This is a genomic window from Bradyrhizobium sp. SZCCHNR1051 (genome assembly GCF_032489615.1).
Lineage (GTDB): Bacteria > Pseudomonadota > Alphaproteobacteria > Rhizobiales > Xanthobacteraceae > Bradyrhizobium.
On sequence record NZ_JAUEYJ010000024.1, the window covers coordinates 1 to 17,325 of the forward strand.

14 protein-coding genes are annotated in these 17,325 nt (G+C 66.1%); 7 read left to right on the top strand and 7 right to left on the bottom strand.

Annotation, left to right across the window (positions count from 1 at the left end; genetic code table 11):
* Positions 1 to 74: 74 nt before the first annotated feature.
* The 5 genes from QW868_RS26465 to QW868_RS26485 all read right to left on the bottom strand — a co-directional run bounded on the left by QW868_RS26465 (position 75) and on the right by QW868_RS26485 (position 5,305).
* Positions 75 to 830 (bottom strand): SDR family oxidoreductase, encoded by a 756-nt coding sequence (locus tag QW868_RS26465; RefSeq protein ID WP_315737451.1) that lies wholly within the window; start codon positions 828 to 830, stop codon positions 75 to 77.
* Positions 831 to 874: 44 nt separating this feature from the next.
* Positions 875 to 1,633: a peptidase gene (locus QW868_RS26470; protein WP_284419127.1), complete on the bottom strand. Its 759-nt coding sequence runs from the start codon at positions 1,631 to 1,633 to the stop codon at positions 875 to 877.
* A 208-nt stretch (positions 1,634 to 1,841) separates the two neighbouring features.
* Positions 1,842 to 2,690, bottom strand: coding sequence for a transglutaminase family protein (locus QW868_RS26475; RefSeq protein ID WP_315737452.1), 849 nt, complete (start codon positions 2,688 to 2,690; stop codon positions 1,842 to 1,844).
* 171 nt (positions 2,691 to 2,861) lie between these two features.
* Complete coding sequence (locus tag QW868_RS26480) at positions 2,862 to 3,806, bottom strand: alpha-E domain-containing protein (RefSeq protein WP_315737453.1); 945 nt, start codon at positions 3,804 to 3,806, stop codon at positions 2,862 to 2,864.
* An 80-nt stretch (positions 3,807 to 3,886) separates the two neighbouring features.
* Positions 3,887 to 5,305: a circularly permuted type 2 ATP-grasp protein gene (locus tag QW868_RS26485; protein WP_315737454.1), complete on the bottom strand. Its 1,419-nt coding sequence runs from the start codon at positions 5,303 to 5,305 to the stop codon at positions 3,887 to 3,889.
* Positions 5,306 to 5,533: 228 nt separating this feature from the next.
* On the opposite strand from QW868_RS26485, the gene QW868_RS26490 reads away from it, so the two are divergent.
* From QW868_RS26490 to QW868_RS26500, 3 genes are all read left to right on the top strand, one after another.
* The gene (locus QW868_RS26490; protein ID WP_315759531.1) at positions 5,534 to 6,271 is read left to right on the top strand and encodes a competence/damage-inducible protein A; all 738 of its coding nucleotides are present in this window, start codon (positions 5,534 to 5,536) and stop codon (positions 6,269 to 6,271) included.
* Between the two features lie 38 nt (positions 6,272 to 6,309).
* Entirely contained in the window at positions 6,310 to 6,831 is a 522-nt protein-coding gene (gene gpt / locus QW868_RS26495) for a xanthine phosphoribosyltransferase (protein WP_316231905.1), read from the top strand.
* A 104-nt stretch (positions 6,832 to 6,935) separates the two neighbouring features.
* Positions 6,936 to 7,553, top strand: a complete 618-nt coding sequence (locus tag QW868_RS26500) for a hypothetical protein (protein ID WP_315714723.1) — start codon at positions 6,936 to 6,938, stop codon at positions 7,551 to 7,553.
* A gap of 51 nt (positions 7,554 to 7,604) precedes the next feature.
* Here QW868_RS26500 and QW868_RS26505 read toward each other — a convergent pair whose 3' ends face one another.
* Complete coding sequence (locus QW868_RS26505; RefSeq protein WP_316231906.1) at positions 7,605 to 10,841, bottom strand: autotransporter domain-containing protein; 3,237 nt, start codon at positions 10,839 to 10,841, stop codon at positions 7,605 to 7,607.
* Between the two features lie 440 nt (positions 10,842 to 11,281).
* Complete coding sequence (locus QW868_RS26510; protein WP_316231907.1) at positions 11,282 to 12,304, bottom strand: methionine synthase; 1,023 nt, start codon at positions 12,302 to 12,304, stop codon at positions 11,282 to 11,284.
* A gap of 137 nt (positions 12,305 to 12,441) precedes the next feature.
* Here QW868_RS26510 and QW868_RS26515 point away from each other — a divergent pair, with 137 nt between their 5' ends.
* The 4 genes from QW868_RS26515 (at position 12,442) to QW868_RS26530 (ending at position 17,104) form a co-directional block, all read left to right on the top strand.
* Positions 12,442 to 13,146 (top strand): glutathione binding-like protein, encoded by a 705-nt coding sequence (locus tag QW868_RS26515; RefSeq protein WP_316231908.1) that lies wholly within the window; start codon positions 12,442 to 12,444, stop codon positions 13,144 to 13,146.
* Between the two features lie 242 nt (positions 13,147 to 13,388).
* On the top strand, positions 13,389 to 13,997 hold the full coding sequence (locus QW868_RS26520; protein ID WP_315811555.1) for a 2-hydroxychromene-2-carboxylate isomerase: 609 nt from the start codon (positions 13,389 to 13,391) through the stop codon (positions 13,995 to 13,997).
* Positions 13,997 to 14,974 (top strand): NADPH:quinone oxidoreductase family protein, encoded by a 978-nt coding sequence (locus QW868_RS26525; protein WP_316231909.1) that lies wholly within the window; start codon positions 13,997 to 13,999, stop codon positions 14,972 to 14,974. Before QW868_RS26520 ends, QW868_RS26525 begins: the two co-directional genes overlap by 1 nt.
* A gap of 90 nt (positions 14,975 to 15,064) precedes the next feature.
* Positions 15,065 to 17,104, top strand: a complete 2,040-nt coding sequence (locus QW868_RS26530) for a methyl-accepting chemotaxis protein (protein WP_316231910.1) — start codon at positions 15,065 to 15,067, stop codon at positions 17,102 to 17,104.
* Positions 17,105 to 17,325: the final 221 nt, after the last annotated feature.

The following is a 17,325-nucleotide window of genomic DNA, read 5'->3' on the forward strand; positions in this document are numbered from 1 at the left end:
CTTGGAACACTGAAGCTTCGCAACCTCAGCTTCCTCGGTTCAGACCGGATGGACAACCTCCTGGAAGACCACAGCTAGCCCCGCCCCACGAACGGCATCTTGGTCGCCATCACGGTGATGAACAGGACGTTGGCGTCGAGCGGCAGCGAGGCCATGTAGGCGACGGCGTCGCCGACGGCCTTCACGTCCATGCGCGGCTCCGGCATCATGCGGCCGTCGGGCTGCAGTACGCCGCCGACCATGCGCTCGGTCATCGGCGTCTCGGCGTTGCCGATGTCGATCTGGCCGACCGCGATGTCATAGGCGCGGCCGTCGAGATTCGACGCTTTCGTCAGACCCGTGATCGCGTGCTTGGTCGAGGTGTAGGGCGAGGAGAACGGCCGCGGTGCATGCGCCGAGATCGAGCCGTTGTTGATGATGCGGCCGCCGCGCGGCGACTGATCCTTCATGATGCGGAAGGCGTGCTGCGTGCACAGGAACGGCGCGGTGAGGTTGGTCGCCACCACCGACTGCCACTGCTGCAAAGTGAGGTCCTCGAACGGCACCGGCGGCGCACCCATGCCGGCGTTGTTGAACAGCACGTCGAGTCGGCCGTAGGTCGACTTCACGGTGTCGAACAGTGCCGCGATCGAGGCGGGATCGGTCATGTCGGCGGGGACGGGCAGGCTCATGCCCGGCTCGCCGAGCTTCGCGGTCTCCTCCAGCATCTCCTTGCGGCGGCCGACCAGCACCACGGTGAAGCCGCCCTTCATCAGCGCCAGCGATGCGGCGCGGCCGACCCCCGTGCCTGCGCCCGTCACCAGGGCGATCTTCTTTGCCGCTTCAGCCATGTTTCCTCACCTTCAGTTCACGTGTCTTGCAGCGTTCTGCAGTTTCAGTGTTTCGACTCGCTCTGAGTCTTGTAGGGCGGCCTTGGAATGTTGTTGTGCGCCGCGCGCAGGGCCGCCGACCAGCGCGAGCGGAGATCGTGGAAATAGGGCTCGCCGGCCTCGATGCGGTGGTTGAGGTCGGCCTCGCAGGCCTCCGCGCGCACCACCAGCACGTCGATCGGAAGGCCGACGCCGAGATTGGAGCGCATCGTCGAGTCCATCGAGATCAGGCCCGTCTTCAGCGCCTCGTAGAGCTCGACGTCGTAATGCATGGCGCGGTCCAGCACCGGCTTGCCGTATTTGTGCTCGCCGATCTGCAGATAGGGCGTGTCGGTGGTGCATTCGATGAAGTTGCCGGCGGTGTAGACCATGAACAGCCGCATCCGCGAGCCCTTGATCTGGCCGCCGAACAGGAAGGAGACGTCGAACGAGATGTCTTCGGCCTTCAGCGCCGGGCCTTCGGTGGCATGCACCATGCGGATCGCCTTGCCGATGCGCTGTGCAGCCTGAAACATCGTCGGCGCGTTCATCAGGGTCTCGACCTCGCCGGTCTCGGGGTCCTCCATCCCTTCGGTCAAGGTCGAGAGCACGGACTGGCTGACGGCGAGATTGCCGGCGCTGGCGACCGCCACGATGCGCTCGCCCGGATTGGAGAAGATGTGCAGCTTGCGGAAGGTCGAGACGTTGTCGAGACCGGCATTGGTTCGGGTGTCCGCGATCATGACGAGGCCGTCACGCACCAGAATTCCGCAGCAATAGGTCATCTCAGTCCCCTCGAGCCATTGCGCGAATTACTAGCGAAAATCGCCCCTTCGTCCAACCCCGCACTTCCGTAGCCCGGATGAGCGGAGCGACATCCGGGATCTCACGCGCTGTCTCGGTGAACCCGGATGTCGCTTCCGCCTTCGCCCTTGCGGGCTTCGGCGGACAAGTCGCTCATATGGGCTACGGGAAGGCCGGCGGTTCCAGAATTCAGGACTGCCGCTGCGACTGCGATTGCGACGGACCGCCGCGGCCGACCTGCTCGACCTTCACCTTCACGGTGAGCGTCTCGGTCCCGCCGCCATAGCGGGTGCCGCGCACCGGGGCTGCGCCGAGATAATCGAGCCCGATGGCGACCCGGACATGGGCGTCGGTGGTGCAGATGCAGTTGGCGGCGTCGAAACCGACCCAGCCGAGATTCGGCACATAGGCTTCCGCCCAGGCATGGCCGGCTTCCTGGTGCACTGCACCATCGGAGCGCAGGAAGTGGCCGGACACGAAACGCGCGGGGATGCCGGCGGCGCGCGCACAGGCGATGAAGATGTGCGCATAGTCCTGGCAGACGCCGCGCTTCAGCACGAAGGCTTCCGCCGCCGAGGTGCCGCTGTGGGTCGGATCCTCGTCGAAGGTCATGTGCTCGTAGACCTGCACCATCAGGGTGTGCAGAAGACCGAGCACGTCGCTGTCCGATTCCGCGCGCAGATCGCGCACGACGGCGGCCATGGCGGCATTGGCAGCCGTGAGGGGTGTCTGCCGGAGGAAGAAGCTGGGCGGGAAGCGCTCGTCCGCTCCCTTCAACACGCCGCCGGTGTCGTGCGTCTCGACCAGGCCTTCGGCCGTGATCGTGAGGTCCTCGAGTGCGCCATGGGTGATCACATGGGTGACGTTGCCGAATGCGTCTTCATGCATGTCGAGGCGGGCATCGGTCGACACGTCGATCTGCCACTCCGCCACATATTGGCCGTCATTGCTGCCGGGCGTCATGCGGATGATCTGGATGGCGCCGGTCGCCGCCGGCTCGTAGCGGTAGGTGGTGGAATGAGAGATACGCAGGCGCATGGCGGTCGACCAGTCTTCGTCAGATGTGCTGTCCGCGGTAGCTCGTTTCACCTCCCCCTGAAAGGGGGAAGGAGGACCCCTCGGGCGAAGGGGAGGGCGCCCGGCGCCGGACGTGGTCTCGCAGACACAGTCCGACGGCCGCCCATCGCTGTTTCCGCTGCGCTCCGGCGCTCAGATCAGATACTGCTTGGTGATGATCTCTCCAAGTCGCGAATTGTCGGCGATGAACTCCTGGATGAACTCGTGCACGCCGCGCTGGAAGATGTCGTCCATGTTGGAGTGGTCGAGCCGGTTGCGGACGCCGCGGGCATGGCGCTGCGCCGCCCCCTGGCGGCCATAGGCGACGCCAATCTGGTCGAGATTGCGGACGAGGTTGCCGTAGCAGCTCGCCAGCGAGCGCGGCAGCGTGTCGTTGAGGATCAGGAGGTCCGCGATCAGCCAGGGCTTCAGCGTCTCGCGATAGACCCAGTGATAGGCCGTGAGCGCCGACACCGAACGCAGGATCGAGGTCCATTGATAATAGTCCAGCGGGCCGCCGACATGCTCGTCCTCGGGCAGCAGCACGTGATATTTGACGTCGAGAATACGCGCGGTGTTGTCGGCGCGCTCCAGATGCAGGCCGAGCCGCGAGAACCAGTACGCGTCGTTGCGCAGCATCGTCCGGTAGGCCGAGCCGTCGAAGCGCAGCGAGGTCTCCTGCACGAAGCGCAGGAAGCGCGCGAGATCCTCGCGGGTCTTGGTGCCCTTGCTCCAGACTTCCTGCAGCTCGATCCAGGAACCGTTGAGCGTGTCCCACATCTCCGAGGTCAGCGCCGTGCGGACCGAGCGGGCATTGAGACGGGCGGCCTCGATGCAGTTCTTGATCGAGGACGGGTTCGACGGATTGAACGAGAGATATTCGACGACGTTCTGCTCGTTGGCCTCGGAGTAGTGCTCGTAGAAGCTGACATTGACGCCGGCGGTCATCAGCGCCGACTCCCACTCGTTGGTCTTGCCGATATAGGCCGCGGGAAGGGCGGTGACGCGCAAGGTGGCGTCGATGGTGCGGGCGAGATACTCGGCGCGCTCGACGTAGCGAGCCAGCCAGTACAGGTTTTCGGCGGTGCGCGACAGCATGGGCAATCTACAAGCTGCGGAGTGATCCCGCCTCGGTGGCGGGAAAGGCAAGTATGGATCGAAGGTTTGTGAGGCGAGGCTTACTCATCCAGCACCCATGTGTCCTTGGTGCCGCCGCCCTGGCTGGAATTGACCACCAGCGAGCCCTCCTTCAGTGCCACGCGGGTGAGGCCGCCCGGCACGATGGTGGTGTGGTCGCGTCCGGTGAGCACGAACGGGCGCAGGTCGACATGGCGCGGCGCCAGCCCTGACGTGACGCAGGTCGGGCAGGTCGACAGCGCCAAGGTCGGCTGGGCGATGAAGCCCTCCGGCTCACGCTTCAGCTTGTCGCGGAACGCCTCGATGGTCGCCTTGGTGGCGGCCGGGCCGATCAGCATGCCGTAGCCACCCGAGCCGTGCACCTCCTTGACCACGAGTTCGCCGAGATGGTCGAGCACGTAGGACAGATCCTGCGGCTCGCGGCAGCGCCAGGTCTGCACGTTCTTCAGGATCGGCTCCTCGCCCAGATAGAACTTCACGACGTCCGGCATGTAGGAGTAGATCGCCTTGTCGTCGGCGATGCCGGTGCCGACCGCGTTGGCGAGCGTGACGTTGCCGGCGACGTAGGCCGACATCAGGCCGGGCACGCCGAGCGCCGAGTCGGGGCGGAAGGTGAGGGGGTCGAGGAAGTCGTCGTCGACGCGGCGGTAGATCACGTCGACCCGCTTCAGCCCCTCGGTGGTGCGCATGAACACCTCATCGTTCTTGACGATGAGGTCACGGCCCTCGACTAGCTCGATGCCGAGCTTGTCGGCGAGAAAGGAGTGCTCGTAATAAGCGGAGTTGTAGATGCCGGGCGTCATCAGCGCCACCGTCGGCTCGGCCGAGGCGCTGAGCGGCGCGACCGAGCGCAGCGCCGACAGCAACTCGTCCGGATAGCGCTCGACCGGCGCGACACGGTGGCGCGCGAACAGGTCCGGAAACAGCCGCATCATGATCTCGCGGTTTTCCAGCATGTAGGACACGCCGGACGGCGTGCGCGCGTTGTCCTCGAGCACGATGAAGTCGTTGGCGTCGACGCGGACGATGTCGATGCCGGCGATGTGGACGTAGACGTCGTGCGGCACGTCCTGCCCGTTCATCTCCGGGCGGAACACGGGATTCTGAAAGATCAGGTCATCCGGCACGACGTTGGCGCGCAGGATGTCCCGGCCGTGATAGATGTCGCGCAGGAACATGTTCAGCGCCTTGACGCGCTGCTTCAGCCCCTTTTCCAGTAGCGCCCATTCCTTGCCCGACAGGATGCGCGGAATGACGTCGAACGGGATCAGCCGCTCCTGCGCCTCCGCCTCGCCATAGACCGCGAAGGTGATGCCGATTCGCCGGAACAGCAGCTCCGCCTCGTGGCGGCGATACTCCAGCGCCTCCGGCGGCGTTTCCTTCAGCCACCGCGACAGCTCCTGATAAGCCTGACGGACCTCGCCGCCCGGCTCGTTCATTTCGTCGAACGCAACTGCCATAGATGCCCGTGTGTCCCAGCCTCGCCATACACTGCATGACTCTGCATGACGGTAGCAAGGGCCGGGCCAGCGCGATATGCATTCTCCTGCGGCATTTCGTGGGGGTTGCTGAAGCCATGCCCGAAAAACCGGCTGCGTCGTGCTCAAATCCGCGGCATAGACTGCGACGTTCCGGATGACATTGGCGCCGTGGCGGGCCAAAAGAGACGGCAGATGCGAGGAGAAACCATGAGCGAGATCGTCACCGCGGGGTTGCTGGTCATCGGCGACGAGATCCTGTCCGGCCGGACCAAGGACAAGAACATCGGCTTCATCGCCGAATACCTCACCAATCTCGGCATCGACCTCAAGGAAGTCCGGGTGGTCTCGGACGACGAGCCGGACATCATCGCGGCGCTCGACGCGCTGCGGCATCGCTACACCTATGTGTTCACCACCGGCGGCATCGGTCCGACCCATGACGATATCACCGCGGATGCGATCGCGAAGGCGTTCGGCGTCGGCATCGACCACCATCCCGAGGTGGTGGCGCGCTTCCGAGAGCGCTGGAGCGAGCAGGAGCTCAACGAGGCGCGGCTGCGCATGGCGCGCATCCCCGACGGCGCCGAACTGATCCAGAGCGCGACCATTCTGGCGCCGGGCTTCAAGCTCGGCAACGTCATCGTCATGGCCGGCGTGCCCTCGATCATGCAGGCGATGATGGACATCGTGGCGCCGAAGCTGAAATCGGGCGTGCGGATGCTGTCCGAGACGGTGCGCGCCAATGCGCGCGAGGGCGACATCGGCGGTCCCTTGCGCGAGATCGCCAAGGCGCACCCGGACACCATCATCGGCAGCTATCCCTTCATCGACGAGGACCAGAAGCCGAATACGCATCTGGTGGTGCGCTCGCGCGACCAGGACAAGCTGTCGGCCGCGATGGCTGCGGTGAAGGAGATGCTCGCCGGGCTCAACGTGACGCGCTAAAGCAGGTGCAGCTTTTGAGAACTCACGGACGAGATGAGATGCCAGACAAGACTTTGAGTGCAGAGGAGCGCGCGGGCCGGGCCTTCCCGGTGTCCTGGGACCAGTTTCATCGCGATTGCCGGGCGCTGACCTGGCGGCTGAACGAGATCGGGCCGTTTCAAGCCGTGGTGGCCATCACCCGCGGCGGACTGGTGCCGGCGGCGATCGTGGCGCGCGAGCTAGGCGTGCGGGTCATCGATACGATCTGCATCGCGAGCTATGACCACACCAAGCAGGGCGAGCTTCAGGTCCTCAAGGGGATTTCAAACGACACCGCGGAGCTCGGCGGCGGCACCGGCAAGGGGCTCTTGATCGTCGACGACCTCGTCGACACCGGCAAGACCGGACGCATGGTCCGCGAGATTCTCCCCGACGCCCATTTCGCCACCGTCTACGCCAAGCCGAAGGGCCGGCCGCTGGTCGACACCTTCATCACCGAGGTGTCGCAGGACACCTGGATCTTCTTCCCCTGGGACACCGCGCTGTCGTTTGCGCCGCCGCTGCGCGACGGGGCGGCGTAAGCCCGGAGAGTGGCGAATAGGGAGTAGCGAATAGGGAATTCGGGTGGGCGAGGCGTTCGCTATTCGCTACTCCCCATTCGCTATTCGCCAGCCGAAGGCTCGCCATGCCGCTGCAGAACCGCGTCACGCCGATGGGCGATATCGTCGCCGCGCCGCATCGCGGCCTCTTCACCGGAAATCGCGGCATCATCCACGACCCCGCGACGAAGACGCTGCTGAACCGGCGCTGGTCGAGTCCCGCATGGCTGGTCTGCCTGTGCGAGTTTCGCGGCAAGCGCCGCAAGGTCATGGCAACGCAAAGCTGGACCGAGCTGTTCTTCCTTGACGAGGCGACCGCGCTCGCCGCCGGTCATCGCCCCTGCTTCTACTGCCGCCGCGACGACGCCAAGAGGTTTCGTGCGGCGTGGGAGGAGGGCAACGGCGTCGGGGCTCTGCGCATCTCCGAGATTGATCGCGTGCTCCATCGCGAGCGCCTCGATCGCGGTCGCAAGCGCCTGCATCCGCTGCCGACGCCGCTCGCCGCCTTGCCTGACGGGGCTATGGTGCAGGCAGGCGAGGAGAGCTTTCTGATCCGAAAAGGCAGGGCGCTGCCCTGGTCGGCGGCGGGCTATGACGCGCCACGCGCAGGGATCACCGACGCGTTGCTGCTGACCCCGCCCTCGACGCTGCGCGCGATCAAGGCGGGCTACGCGCCGGTGCTGCATCCGAGCGCGATGACCTGACCGTCGGGTGATCGGGGCGCCGCACGGATGTGCCGCGCGGAGCTCCGCGCGTCACCACGTGTAGCGCACGATGCCCTTGCCGGCGTAGCTGCGGGTCACATCCGAGAACTCACCCTCGAAGCTCGCGCCGGCCGACCAGCCGTTCCGCCACTTCATCTCGGCAGAGACCGTCGTCAGCGCCGAATTCTGCGCCTGCCGCGCGCCGTTGACGACGAAGGATGCGCCCGGAAGGGCCTGGAACGTGGCCCCGGCCGACCGGCTGGGGTTGAAGTCATAGGCCCAAGCGAAGCGGCTGCGCAGCGTGAATACGCCGTCGGACACCGCATAGGATTTGTCGGTGCGCAGGCCCAGCTCCGACCGCGTATCGGTGACGTTCTGCGATCCGAAGCGGAGCGCGAAGGTATTGGCGCCGGAGACCGCATTCTCCGCATAGCCCGGCAGGCTGAACGTCGTGAACTGCGCCGCGGCGTAGGGCGTGATCCCAAATCCCATCCAGGGCGAGACGAAGCGATAGCCGCCTTCCAGCCGGCCGGCAAAGGTGTTGGCGTCGAAATTGGCGCGCAGCTGGTCGACGCCGGCCACGGTCACAGTGCGGTTGGTGGTGATGTTCTGCCAGCCATACGCCAGTGCCCCCGAGATATAGCCTGCGCCGATATTGTGCCTGACGAAGGCGCCGGCCTGGAACAGGTCGGACCGGCCGCTGCCGCCATTGGCGACGCTGAACGTGGTGCCGCCGCCGGCCATCGAGAAACCGGCGATGGTGAACGGCGAGAAGCGATAGTCGGCGCCGACGGCCGTGCCGTAGAGGTTGCTGGTCGTGTTGTTCGAGCCCAGCGCGGTGTTGCCGTCGGTGGTCTGCGAGCCGCCAAAGCCGGCCGCCCATACGCTCCAGCCCGGTCTGGCCACGGGCGCGGCCGGCGCCTTGGTGTAGATCGCGGCCAGGGCGTCGTTCGGATTGCGCTTGCTGGCATAAGCGAGCGTCTCCTCCGCATAGCCGATTGCTCCGCCGGGCGCAGATCCCGAGTCGCCGCGACCGGCAACGAACGGGTCGGTCATGACGCCCATGAACTGCGTCATCGCGTTGAACGTCGTCTGCTGCGAGCCGGTCGAGGTCTCGCCGGAGATCTGCGTCAGTCCCGTTGGTGTCAAACCGGTGAAGACTACGGGGATGCTGCCATTCGTGTTGAAGTAGTTGGTGAGCGCGTTGCTGACGTTCTGCTGATTGATGTTCCCCGCCGGCGTGCCCATCGAGAGGTTGAGGAAAACATCGTTGCCATCATAGCTCAGCGTCGAGGTGAACCCGGCTGGGAGGTTGGTGTTGGTAATGCCGCCGAACGTGCCGCTGATGCCGCCGGTCGCGGTCAGAATGGTGTATTGTTTGGAGATGTAGCTGCCGTTCGCGAAGGTCGCGGTGACGGCGGCGCCACCGAGCGTCGCAGTGCCCGTCACGGCCGCGAACGACGCCGTGCTCGGATTCACCTGCACCAGATATTGCGCACCCGACTGGAACGCGAGGTTGCCGGTGATCGCCATGGAGGAGGCCGGGGTGCCATTGCCGGGCGAGAACGTGCCCGAGATCGTCGCGTTGGCGCCGGTGACGGTGCCATCTCCGCTCAGCGTGCCGAACGTCTTGTTGAAGCCGTTGAGATCCAGCGTGGCGCCGGACAGCACGCTGAACACCGTGCTGGCGCCGAACGCGCCGGCCGAGCCCGCGCGCAGCGTACCGGCGTCGACATTGGTCGCGCCGGTGTAGGTGTTGGTGCCCGAGAGCAGCAGGATGCCGCCGCCCGCCTTCACCAGGGTGCCGGCGGAGGCGCCGTCGCCGACGATGCCTTGCAACGTGGTCGTGGTCGCGCTGGCAATGTCGAGCGTCGACAGCCCGGCAATCTTGAAGTCGCGGCCGTTGGCGAACGTCGTCGTGCCGGTGACCGCCAATGTGCCGCCGTTGGAAATGATCACGTCGTTGGCGACGTTGCCGAGATTGGCGGTGGCGCCGACCGAGAGCGTGCCGGCGCTGATGTTGACGTTGCCGGTGAACGTATTGGTCGCCGACAGCACCAGCGTCCCTGCACCGGTCTTGTTGAGTGCCGTGTTGACGCCTCCGGTCGTCAGGCCGGTGCCGCCGATCGAGTCGCCATAGGTCACGGTCCCGCCGGACACGCTGATATTGGCCATCACGCCGCTCAGGAAGATGCCGGCGCCCTGCGCTGCGCCGGCCGCCGCTGAAAATCCGTTGATCGCGCTTGGCCCGATCCCGATGCCGGGGGTGCCGGCGGTGCCACCGGTGACGGTGTTGCCGGAAATCGGCGAGTCGAGAATCGTCAGCGTGCCGCCGGTGGCGACATAGATGGCACCACCATTGGCTGCGCCGCCATTGCCGCCGGCGCCGCCGTCGGAGCCGGGCCCAGGCCCGCCCGAGCCGCTGGCATTCGTAGCGCCGTCGCCGCCGGTGCCGCCGTTGCCGCCATTGGCGTTGCCGGTGCCGCCGCCATTGTTGTTGGTGTAGGTGTTGCTGTTGGTGGTGCCGGAGCCGCCGCCACCACCACCGCCGTCACCGAGCGCGGCGCCCGCGGTGCCGGTCGTGCCTTGCGTGCCGGTATGTCCGCCGGTGCCGCCCGCACCGCCGCCGCCGCTGGCGCCGCCGTTGTTCGCGGCACCGCCCGCGCCGCCATTGCCGCCGTTCACCGGGTCGGCTGCCGCGTTCTGTGCGCTGCCGCCGTTGCCGCCACTGCCGCCGGTGGCGCTGTTGCTGGTGAAGGTCACCGCGGCGATCGTGACGTTGGCGCCGCTGCCGACCAGCAGGCCGCCGCCGGCTCCGAGACCGCCGCCGCCGCCGCCGCCGGAGCCATAGGCCAGGCCGCCGCTATAATAGCCGTTCTGGCCGTTCTGGCCGTTGCCGCCGATCGCGGCCGTGTTGGTGATCGCCAGGCTGGAGATGTTCACGGTCGGCGCGTTGGCGCCGTTGACGACGATGCCCTGAAACGAGGAGGCGCCGTTGATCGTCTGGCCGTTGCCGGTGATGTTCACCGTGACGTTGCTGTTGGCGGCCTGCAGTTGTGCAAGCGAGCTCGACAGCGTGAAGCCGCTGGTGATGTTGATCGTCACGGTCGAGTTGGCGCCGGCGGCCGCGACCGCTGCCACCGCCGTATTCCAGTCGGTCTGGTTGGCGACGTCGATCGCCAGGGCCTGGGTGCTCAGGAACGTGCTGGCACAGAGGATGGAGAGGGCCAGCCATCGCCGCGGCTTTGATTTCGGCGCAGCAGTAATCGTTCTCGCAATGCAAGTCATCCCCATCCCCAGCAATGAAGGCAAACGTCAGATTTGAAACTGATGCAGGCGGCGGAAGCTCACCGCGTTAACAGGTAGTAACGAAATGAAATGCTCGTACACACATTGTCAAGAACGCGAAAGACACAGTGCTCTGCCAACGATGTTGCTGGGTATTTCGCTACCACGGTTGCCGAAGTTGATCACGACGAGATGTCGTCCCGTCGGCCGAGAGCAGCCCCAAACTAACAGTAAGGTGCACATGAGCGCTGCGCGCAGCGGGCGCAACGCTGCTGCTGATTCATCCGGAGTCTTACCGGCCGGTGCGCTCGCGCGAGCGCTCGTCAGCGTGCGAGAGGAGCCGACCGGGAGACAGACGGTGACCTGTGATGCTCCGGAGGCACCGCGTGAGTGGCGATGGGCGCCAGCATCGGTCGGCGTGCGCCGTCAATCGTGGCCGCTCAAGCGAACCGCTGCCGTGCCAGCTTGGCTCCGGTGCCGAGCGCCATCAGCTTGGCCTCGGCGATCTCGCGCCGCATCGGCGCCATGCCGCAATTGGTCGTGGCGATGATGTTCTGCTTCGGCACCACCTTCATGACGTCCTCGAGGGTCTTGCAGACGTCCTCGGCGGTCTCGATCGCGTCGCTGGCGACGTCGATGACGCCGGCCTGCACGATCTTGTTCTTGAGCAGGCCGAGCAGCTCGATCGGCACCTTCGAATTGCGGCATTCGACCGCGACCTGCTGGATGGTGCTGGCGTCGATGACCGGGAACGTCTCCTCATACTGCCGCCACTCGCCGCCGAGCGTCTCCTTCCAGTCGGTGTTGGCCTTGATGCCGTAGCCGTAGCAGATGTGCACGGCCGTCGGGCAGGTCAGCCCCTCGGCGGCGCGCTCCAGCGCCTTGATGCCCCAGTCGCGCACCTCGTCCATGTAGACGTTGAAGGCGGGCTCGTCGAACTGGATCATGTCGATGCCGTCGTCGTGCAGCGCCTTGGCCTCCTGGTTCAGCAACTCGGCAAAGGCGAACGCCATCTTGACGCGGTCGCCATAGTAGTTGTCGGCGATGGTGTCGATGATCGTCATCGGCCCCGGCAGGGTGAACTTCACGGCGCGCGTGGTGTGCGTGCGCGCGATCCGCGCCTCGTCACCATGGACGCGGCCCTTCAGCGACAACGGCGCCACGACCTGCGGCACCATCGCCTTGTAGCGGTCCTTGCGGATGCCCATCTCGACCTTGTGCGCGAAGTCGATGCCCTCGACCCGCTCGAGGAAGCCGTGCACGAAATGCTGGCGCGACTGCTCGCCCTCGGTGAGGATGTCGATGCCGGAATCCTCCTGCAGCTTCAGCGCGAGAATGGTCGCGTCGCGCTTGGCGCGCGCAAGCTCATCGCCCTTCGACTTCCACGGGGCCCACAGCACGTTCGGCTCGGCCAGCCATTCCGGCTTCGGCAGCGAGCCTGCGATGGTCGATGGAAACAGCATGGTCGAACTCTCCAGCATAGGGGCGGTCAGGCTTGAGCGCCTGTCTGCCATGGCTTACCCTTCAGGTACAGAAGAACGAAGCCGCCTCGCGTGTTCCGCGGCGCGGCATAATGGTCCGGGGAAGGAATCGGGGAAGGATGATCGATCTCCATTACGCGCCGACGCCGAACGGCTGGAAGATCTCGATCATGCTCGAGGAACTCGGGCTGCCCTATACCGTCATTCCCGTCGACATCCGCGCCGGCGACCAGTTCAAGCCGGAGTTCCTGGCGATCAGCCCGAACAACCGGATTCCGGCGATCGTCGATCATGCGCCGGCCGATGGCGGCCCGCCGTTCCCGGTGTTCGAGACCGGTGCCATCCTGATCTATCTGGCCGACAAGACCGGCCGTTTCCTGCCGCAGGAGACGCGGGCGCGCTCGCGTGTCATCCAATGGGTGATGTGGCAGATGGCCGGACTCGGGCCGATGATGGGGCAGCACGGCCATTTCGCGCTCTATGCGGCTGAGACGATCCCTTATGCGATCCAGCGTTACCGTGATGAGGTCGCGCGGCTGTTCCACGTGCTCGACGTGCAGCTCGGCAAGACCGGCGCCTACGTCGCCGGCGACGACTATTCGATCGCCGACATCGCCTGCTTTCCCTGGATGATGACGCACAAGGCCCAGGGGTTCACGCTCGACGACTATCCCGACATCAAGCGCTGGTACGCGGACTTGCGCGGGCGGCCCAAGCTGCAGGCCGGGCTTGCGATCGGCAAGTTCGTCAAGGAGCCGTTCAACGAGAAGTCGCGTCATGTGATGTTCGGCGCGCGCGCGAAGGAGATGATGGGGAGATCGTGAGCGAGCTCCGCGGCATCGCGAGGAGCATGGGGATAAGCGGGGATAAGCCATCCAGACCGTATGTTGCAGCCCCTGGATTGCTTCGTCGCTACGCTTCTCGCAATGACGGAGAGAGTGATGTGCGCCAACTGCCTCCGCCGTCATTGCGAGCGCAGCGAAGCAATCCAGGGGCGACACTAATGGTCTCAATGACTCCGTGGCGCTCTCGATGACGAACGCATCAAGACCTTGAGGAAACACACATGATCGAATTCTTCTTCGACTGCTCCAGCCCCTGGACCTATCTCGCCTTCCACAATATCCAGCCGCTCGCGCGCGAGTTCGGCGTCGACATCGTCTGGCGGCCGATCCTGGTCGGCGGTATCTTCAACACCGTCAATCCCAGCGTCTATGCGCAACGCGAGAAGCCGGTGCCGGCCAAAGCGGCCTACATGCTGAAGGACCTCGGCGACTGGGCGCGCTCGGCCGGGCTCAGGATCAAGATGCCGCCGACGGTGTTTCCGGTGAACAGCGTCAAGGCGATGCGCGGCTGCATCTGGCTGGGGCAGGACATGGTGCCGTTCGCGCGGACCGTGTTCGAGATCTATTGGGGGGAGGACCAGGACATCTCGCAGGATGCGGTGCTGACGGAGGTGTGCCGGCGTGTCGGCATCGACCCGAAGGCGTTCTTCGATGGGATCCCGCAGCAGGGCATCAAGGACCAGCTGCGCATCAACACCGAGGAGGTCGTCAAGCGCGGCGGCTTCGGCTCGCCGACCATCTTCGTCAATGCCACCGACATGTATTTCGGCAACGACCGGCTGCCGCTGATCCGCGAAGCGCTGGCAAGGGCGAAGGGGCGCGCCAGCTGATGCCGCGGGCGATCGTTTGCCGCGAGCTCGGCCCGCCGGAGAAGCTGAGGCTCGAAAGCCTGCCGTCTCGTGTATTGGCTGACGGCGAGGTGCGGGTGAAGATCCGCGCGGCCGGCATCAATTTCCCGGACATCCTGATGGCGGCGGGTGAGTATCAGCTCAAGCCGGAGCTGCCGTTCACGCCCGGCGTGGAGGCGGCCGGCGATGTCATCGCCACCGGCGCGGCCGTGACCGGCCATGCCGTCGGCGACAAGGTCATCGCCCGCATGCGCTTCGGTGCTTACGCCGAGGAGGCGGTGGTGGCGGGGAGCCAGCTCACGCCGCTACCGTCGACCTTCGACTACGCGGAAGGCGCGACCTATCTCGCCGGCCATGGCACCGCCCATCACGCGCTGGTCGATCGCGGCCAGCTCAAGCCCGGCGAGACTCTGCTGGTGCACGGCGCCGGTGGCGGCGTCGGCCTCGCCGCCGTCGAGATCGGCAAGCTCTTGGGCGCGACGGTCATTGCAGCAGCGTCCTCGGAGGAGAAACTCGCGGTGGCACGCGCGCGTGGCGCCGATCATCTCGTGCTGTATGCGCGCGAGCCGTTCCGCGACGCCGTCAAGCGCATCACGGATGGGCGGGGCGTCGACGTCGTGTTCGACCCGGTGGGCGGCGAGGTGTTCGAGCACAGCGTCCGCTGCATCGCCTGGGGCGCGCGGCTGCTGGTGATCGGCTTCACCGGCGGCATCGGGCTCGCACGCACCAATTTGATCCTGATGAAGGGCGCCAGCGTGCTCGGCGTGCGCGCCGGCGAGGCCGTGCGCAGGGACCCTGAACTCGGCGAGCGACGCATGGCGGCGCTGCTGGCCTTCGCCGAGCAGGGCAAGCTGCGGCCGAACGTGTCGCACCGTGTGCCGTTCGAGGATTACGCAGTGGCGATGCGGCTGTTGATCGAGCGCAAGGCGATCGGCCGCGTGGCGCTGGTGATGGATTAGTTTGCAGGCCTGCCCAAAAATGTGGCGGACGGGTCTATGTATTTTTTTACCACTGGATTCATAGAATGATCGGACAGGTTGAGGCCGATCATGTTGAAGACGTCGAAGATACTTCACCGCATTGCCCTGTCTGCATTGCTGCCCATCCTCACATTGGCTGCGTTGGCGGCCTACGAGATCTCCACGAAATGGGCGGTGCGCGTCGAGATGATGCACATGCAGCCGGTGGCGGAAGCCGTCGGCAAGCTCAGCCGTTTCGTTCATGAGCTGCAGCGTGAGCGCGGCATGTCGTCGGCGTTTCTCAGCAGCAAGGGCACGCAGATGCGCGCCGAGCTGGATCAGCAGCGCAGGCTGACCGACGGCGAGCGCGCGCATGCGGTCGCCGCGCTGGACGGGCTGCGCCGGAGCGGCGCGCTGGCCGAGGCGGCGCAGGCGAGCGAGCAGGCGTTGGCGCAGCTCGATCGCCGCCGCGGCGACATCGATGCCCAAGCCGTCACGCCGGCGGCAGCGGTCAGCTCGCTCACCGATATCGTCAGCCGGCTGACCAGTCTGATCAGCAGCATGTCGACGCTGAGCGATGATGACGACATCTCCAAGGCGATCATCGCCTATGGCAACCTGACGGAAGGCAAGGAGCGCGCCGGCCTGGAGCGCGCCGTCGTGGCGGGAGGACTTGCCGCCGGTCGCTTCGAGCAGGCCGCCTATGCGCGTGCCATAGGGCTGGCTGCAGCACAGGACAGTTATTTCGCGGCATTTCGCGCCGCCGTCTCGGCGAGAGGGCGCGCGGCGTTCGATGCGGCGATGACCGGACCGGCGATCGACGGCGTCGTTGCCATGCGCAAGGTGGTGGAGCAGGGCGGCGTCAGCGGCGATTTCAAAGGGCTTGCGAGCAAAGCCTGGTTCGATGCGGCCACGCTGCGGATCGATCTCCTGAAGCAGGTCGAAGACGCTCTGGCCGTTGAGCTGTCGGAGCTGATGGCCGGCAAGCAGGCCGCGGCCACGGCCAGCCTCGCCGCCGTCGGCGTGCTGCTGCTGCTCGCCTTGGCGCTGAGCCTCGCGATCGTCGTCGCGCTGGCGCGCAGCATCACCGGGCCAATCAACGCGCTGGCCGATACGATGACGCGGCTGGCGAAGGGCGATGTGAGCACCGCGATCGACGCGGTCGATCGGCGCGACGAGGTCGGTCTGATGGCGAGGGCAGTGCAGGTCTTCAAGGAGAACATGATCCATGGCGCCGAGCTCGCCGCCAGGGATGCGGAAGCGATGAGTCAGCGCGCCGAAAAAGCCAAGCGCGTCGGCGAACTGACCGACCGTTTCAGCGGCGATATCGCGGCCGTGATCGACAGCGTGATCTCAGCCTCGGCACAGCTTGAATCGACGGCCGCCGTGATGAACCGCACGGCGAGCAGGACCTGCAGTGAAGCGAGCAGCGTCGCGCAGGCGACCGAGGCCGCATCGAGCAACATGCAGACGATGGCCGCTGCGACGGACCAACTGTCGAGCTCGGTCGCGGGCATCGGCGGTCAGGTGACGCAGTCGGCCGACATCGCGCAGAAGGCGGCTGCGGAGGGGCAGCGGACCAACGAGACCGTGCAGGGCCTTTCCAGCATGGCCGAGCGGATCGGCGACATCGTGCGGCTGATCAGCGACATTGCCGGCCAGACCAACCTTCTCGCGCTCAATGCGACCATCGAGGCCGCGCGGGCGGGCGAAGCCGGCCGCGGCTTTGCCGTCGTCGCCGGCGAGGTGAAGCTGCTCGCCGAGCAGACCGCCAAGGCGACGGGCGAGATCCGCGCGCAGATCTCCGGAATGCAGGAGGTGTCGAGCGAGGCCGTCCGGGCCATCCGCGGCATCACCACGACCATCGGCGAGCTGAACGAGATCGCGTCGTCGATCGCGAATGCCGTCGAGGAGCAGGGCGCGGCCACGCGCGAGATGGCGCGCAACGTCCAGCACGCGGCCAAGGGGACCGACGAGATTTCGCAGAACATCCAGCAGGTCACGGCCGCCGCAAACGAGTCCGGCGTCACCGCCAGCCAGGTGCTCGGGGCGTCGGCGGAGCTGCTGCGCCAGTCCGAGAGCATGCGCCGCCATGTCGATGACTTCATTCGCGGCATCAAGGCGGCGTGAGCGATCGCACGCGATGGGATTGGCTGCTCATCGAGCGAAAGCGGCCGAGCGCGTGGCGCCGATGATCGTGGCGCTGATGAAGGAGTGACGCGGGCGCCACTCGCTGTCGTCCCGGCCTCCGCGCCGGGACCCATACTGCGTGATCCATCGTGCGGCACCCTGGACGTCGTTCTTCGCCAAACGGCATCCGGTGGCTATTGATCCCGGATCGGCGCGCGCGT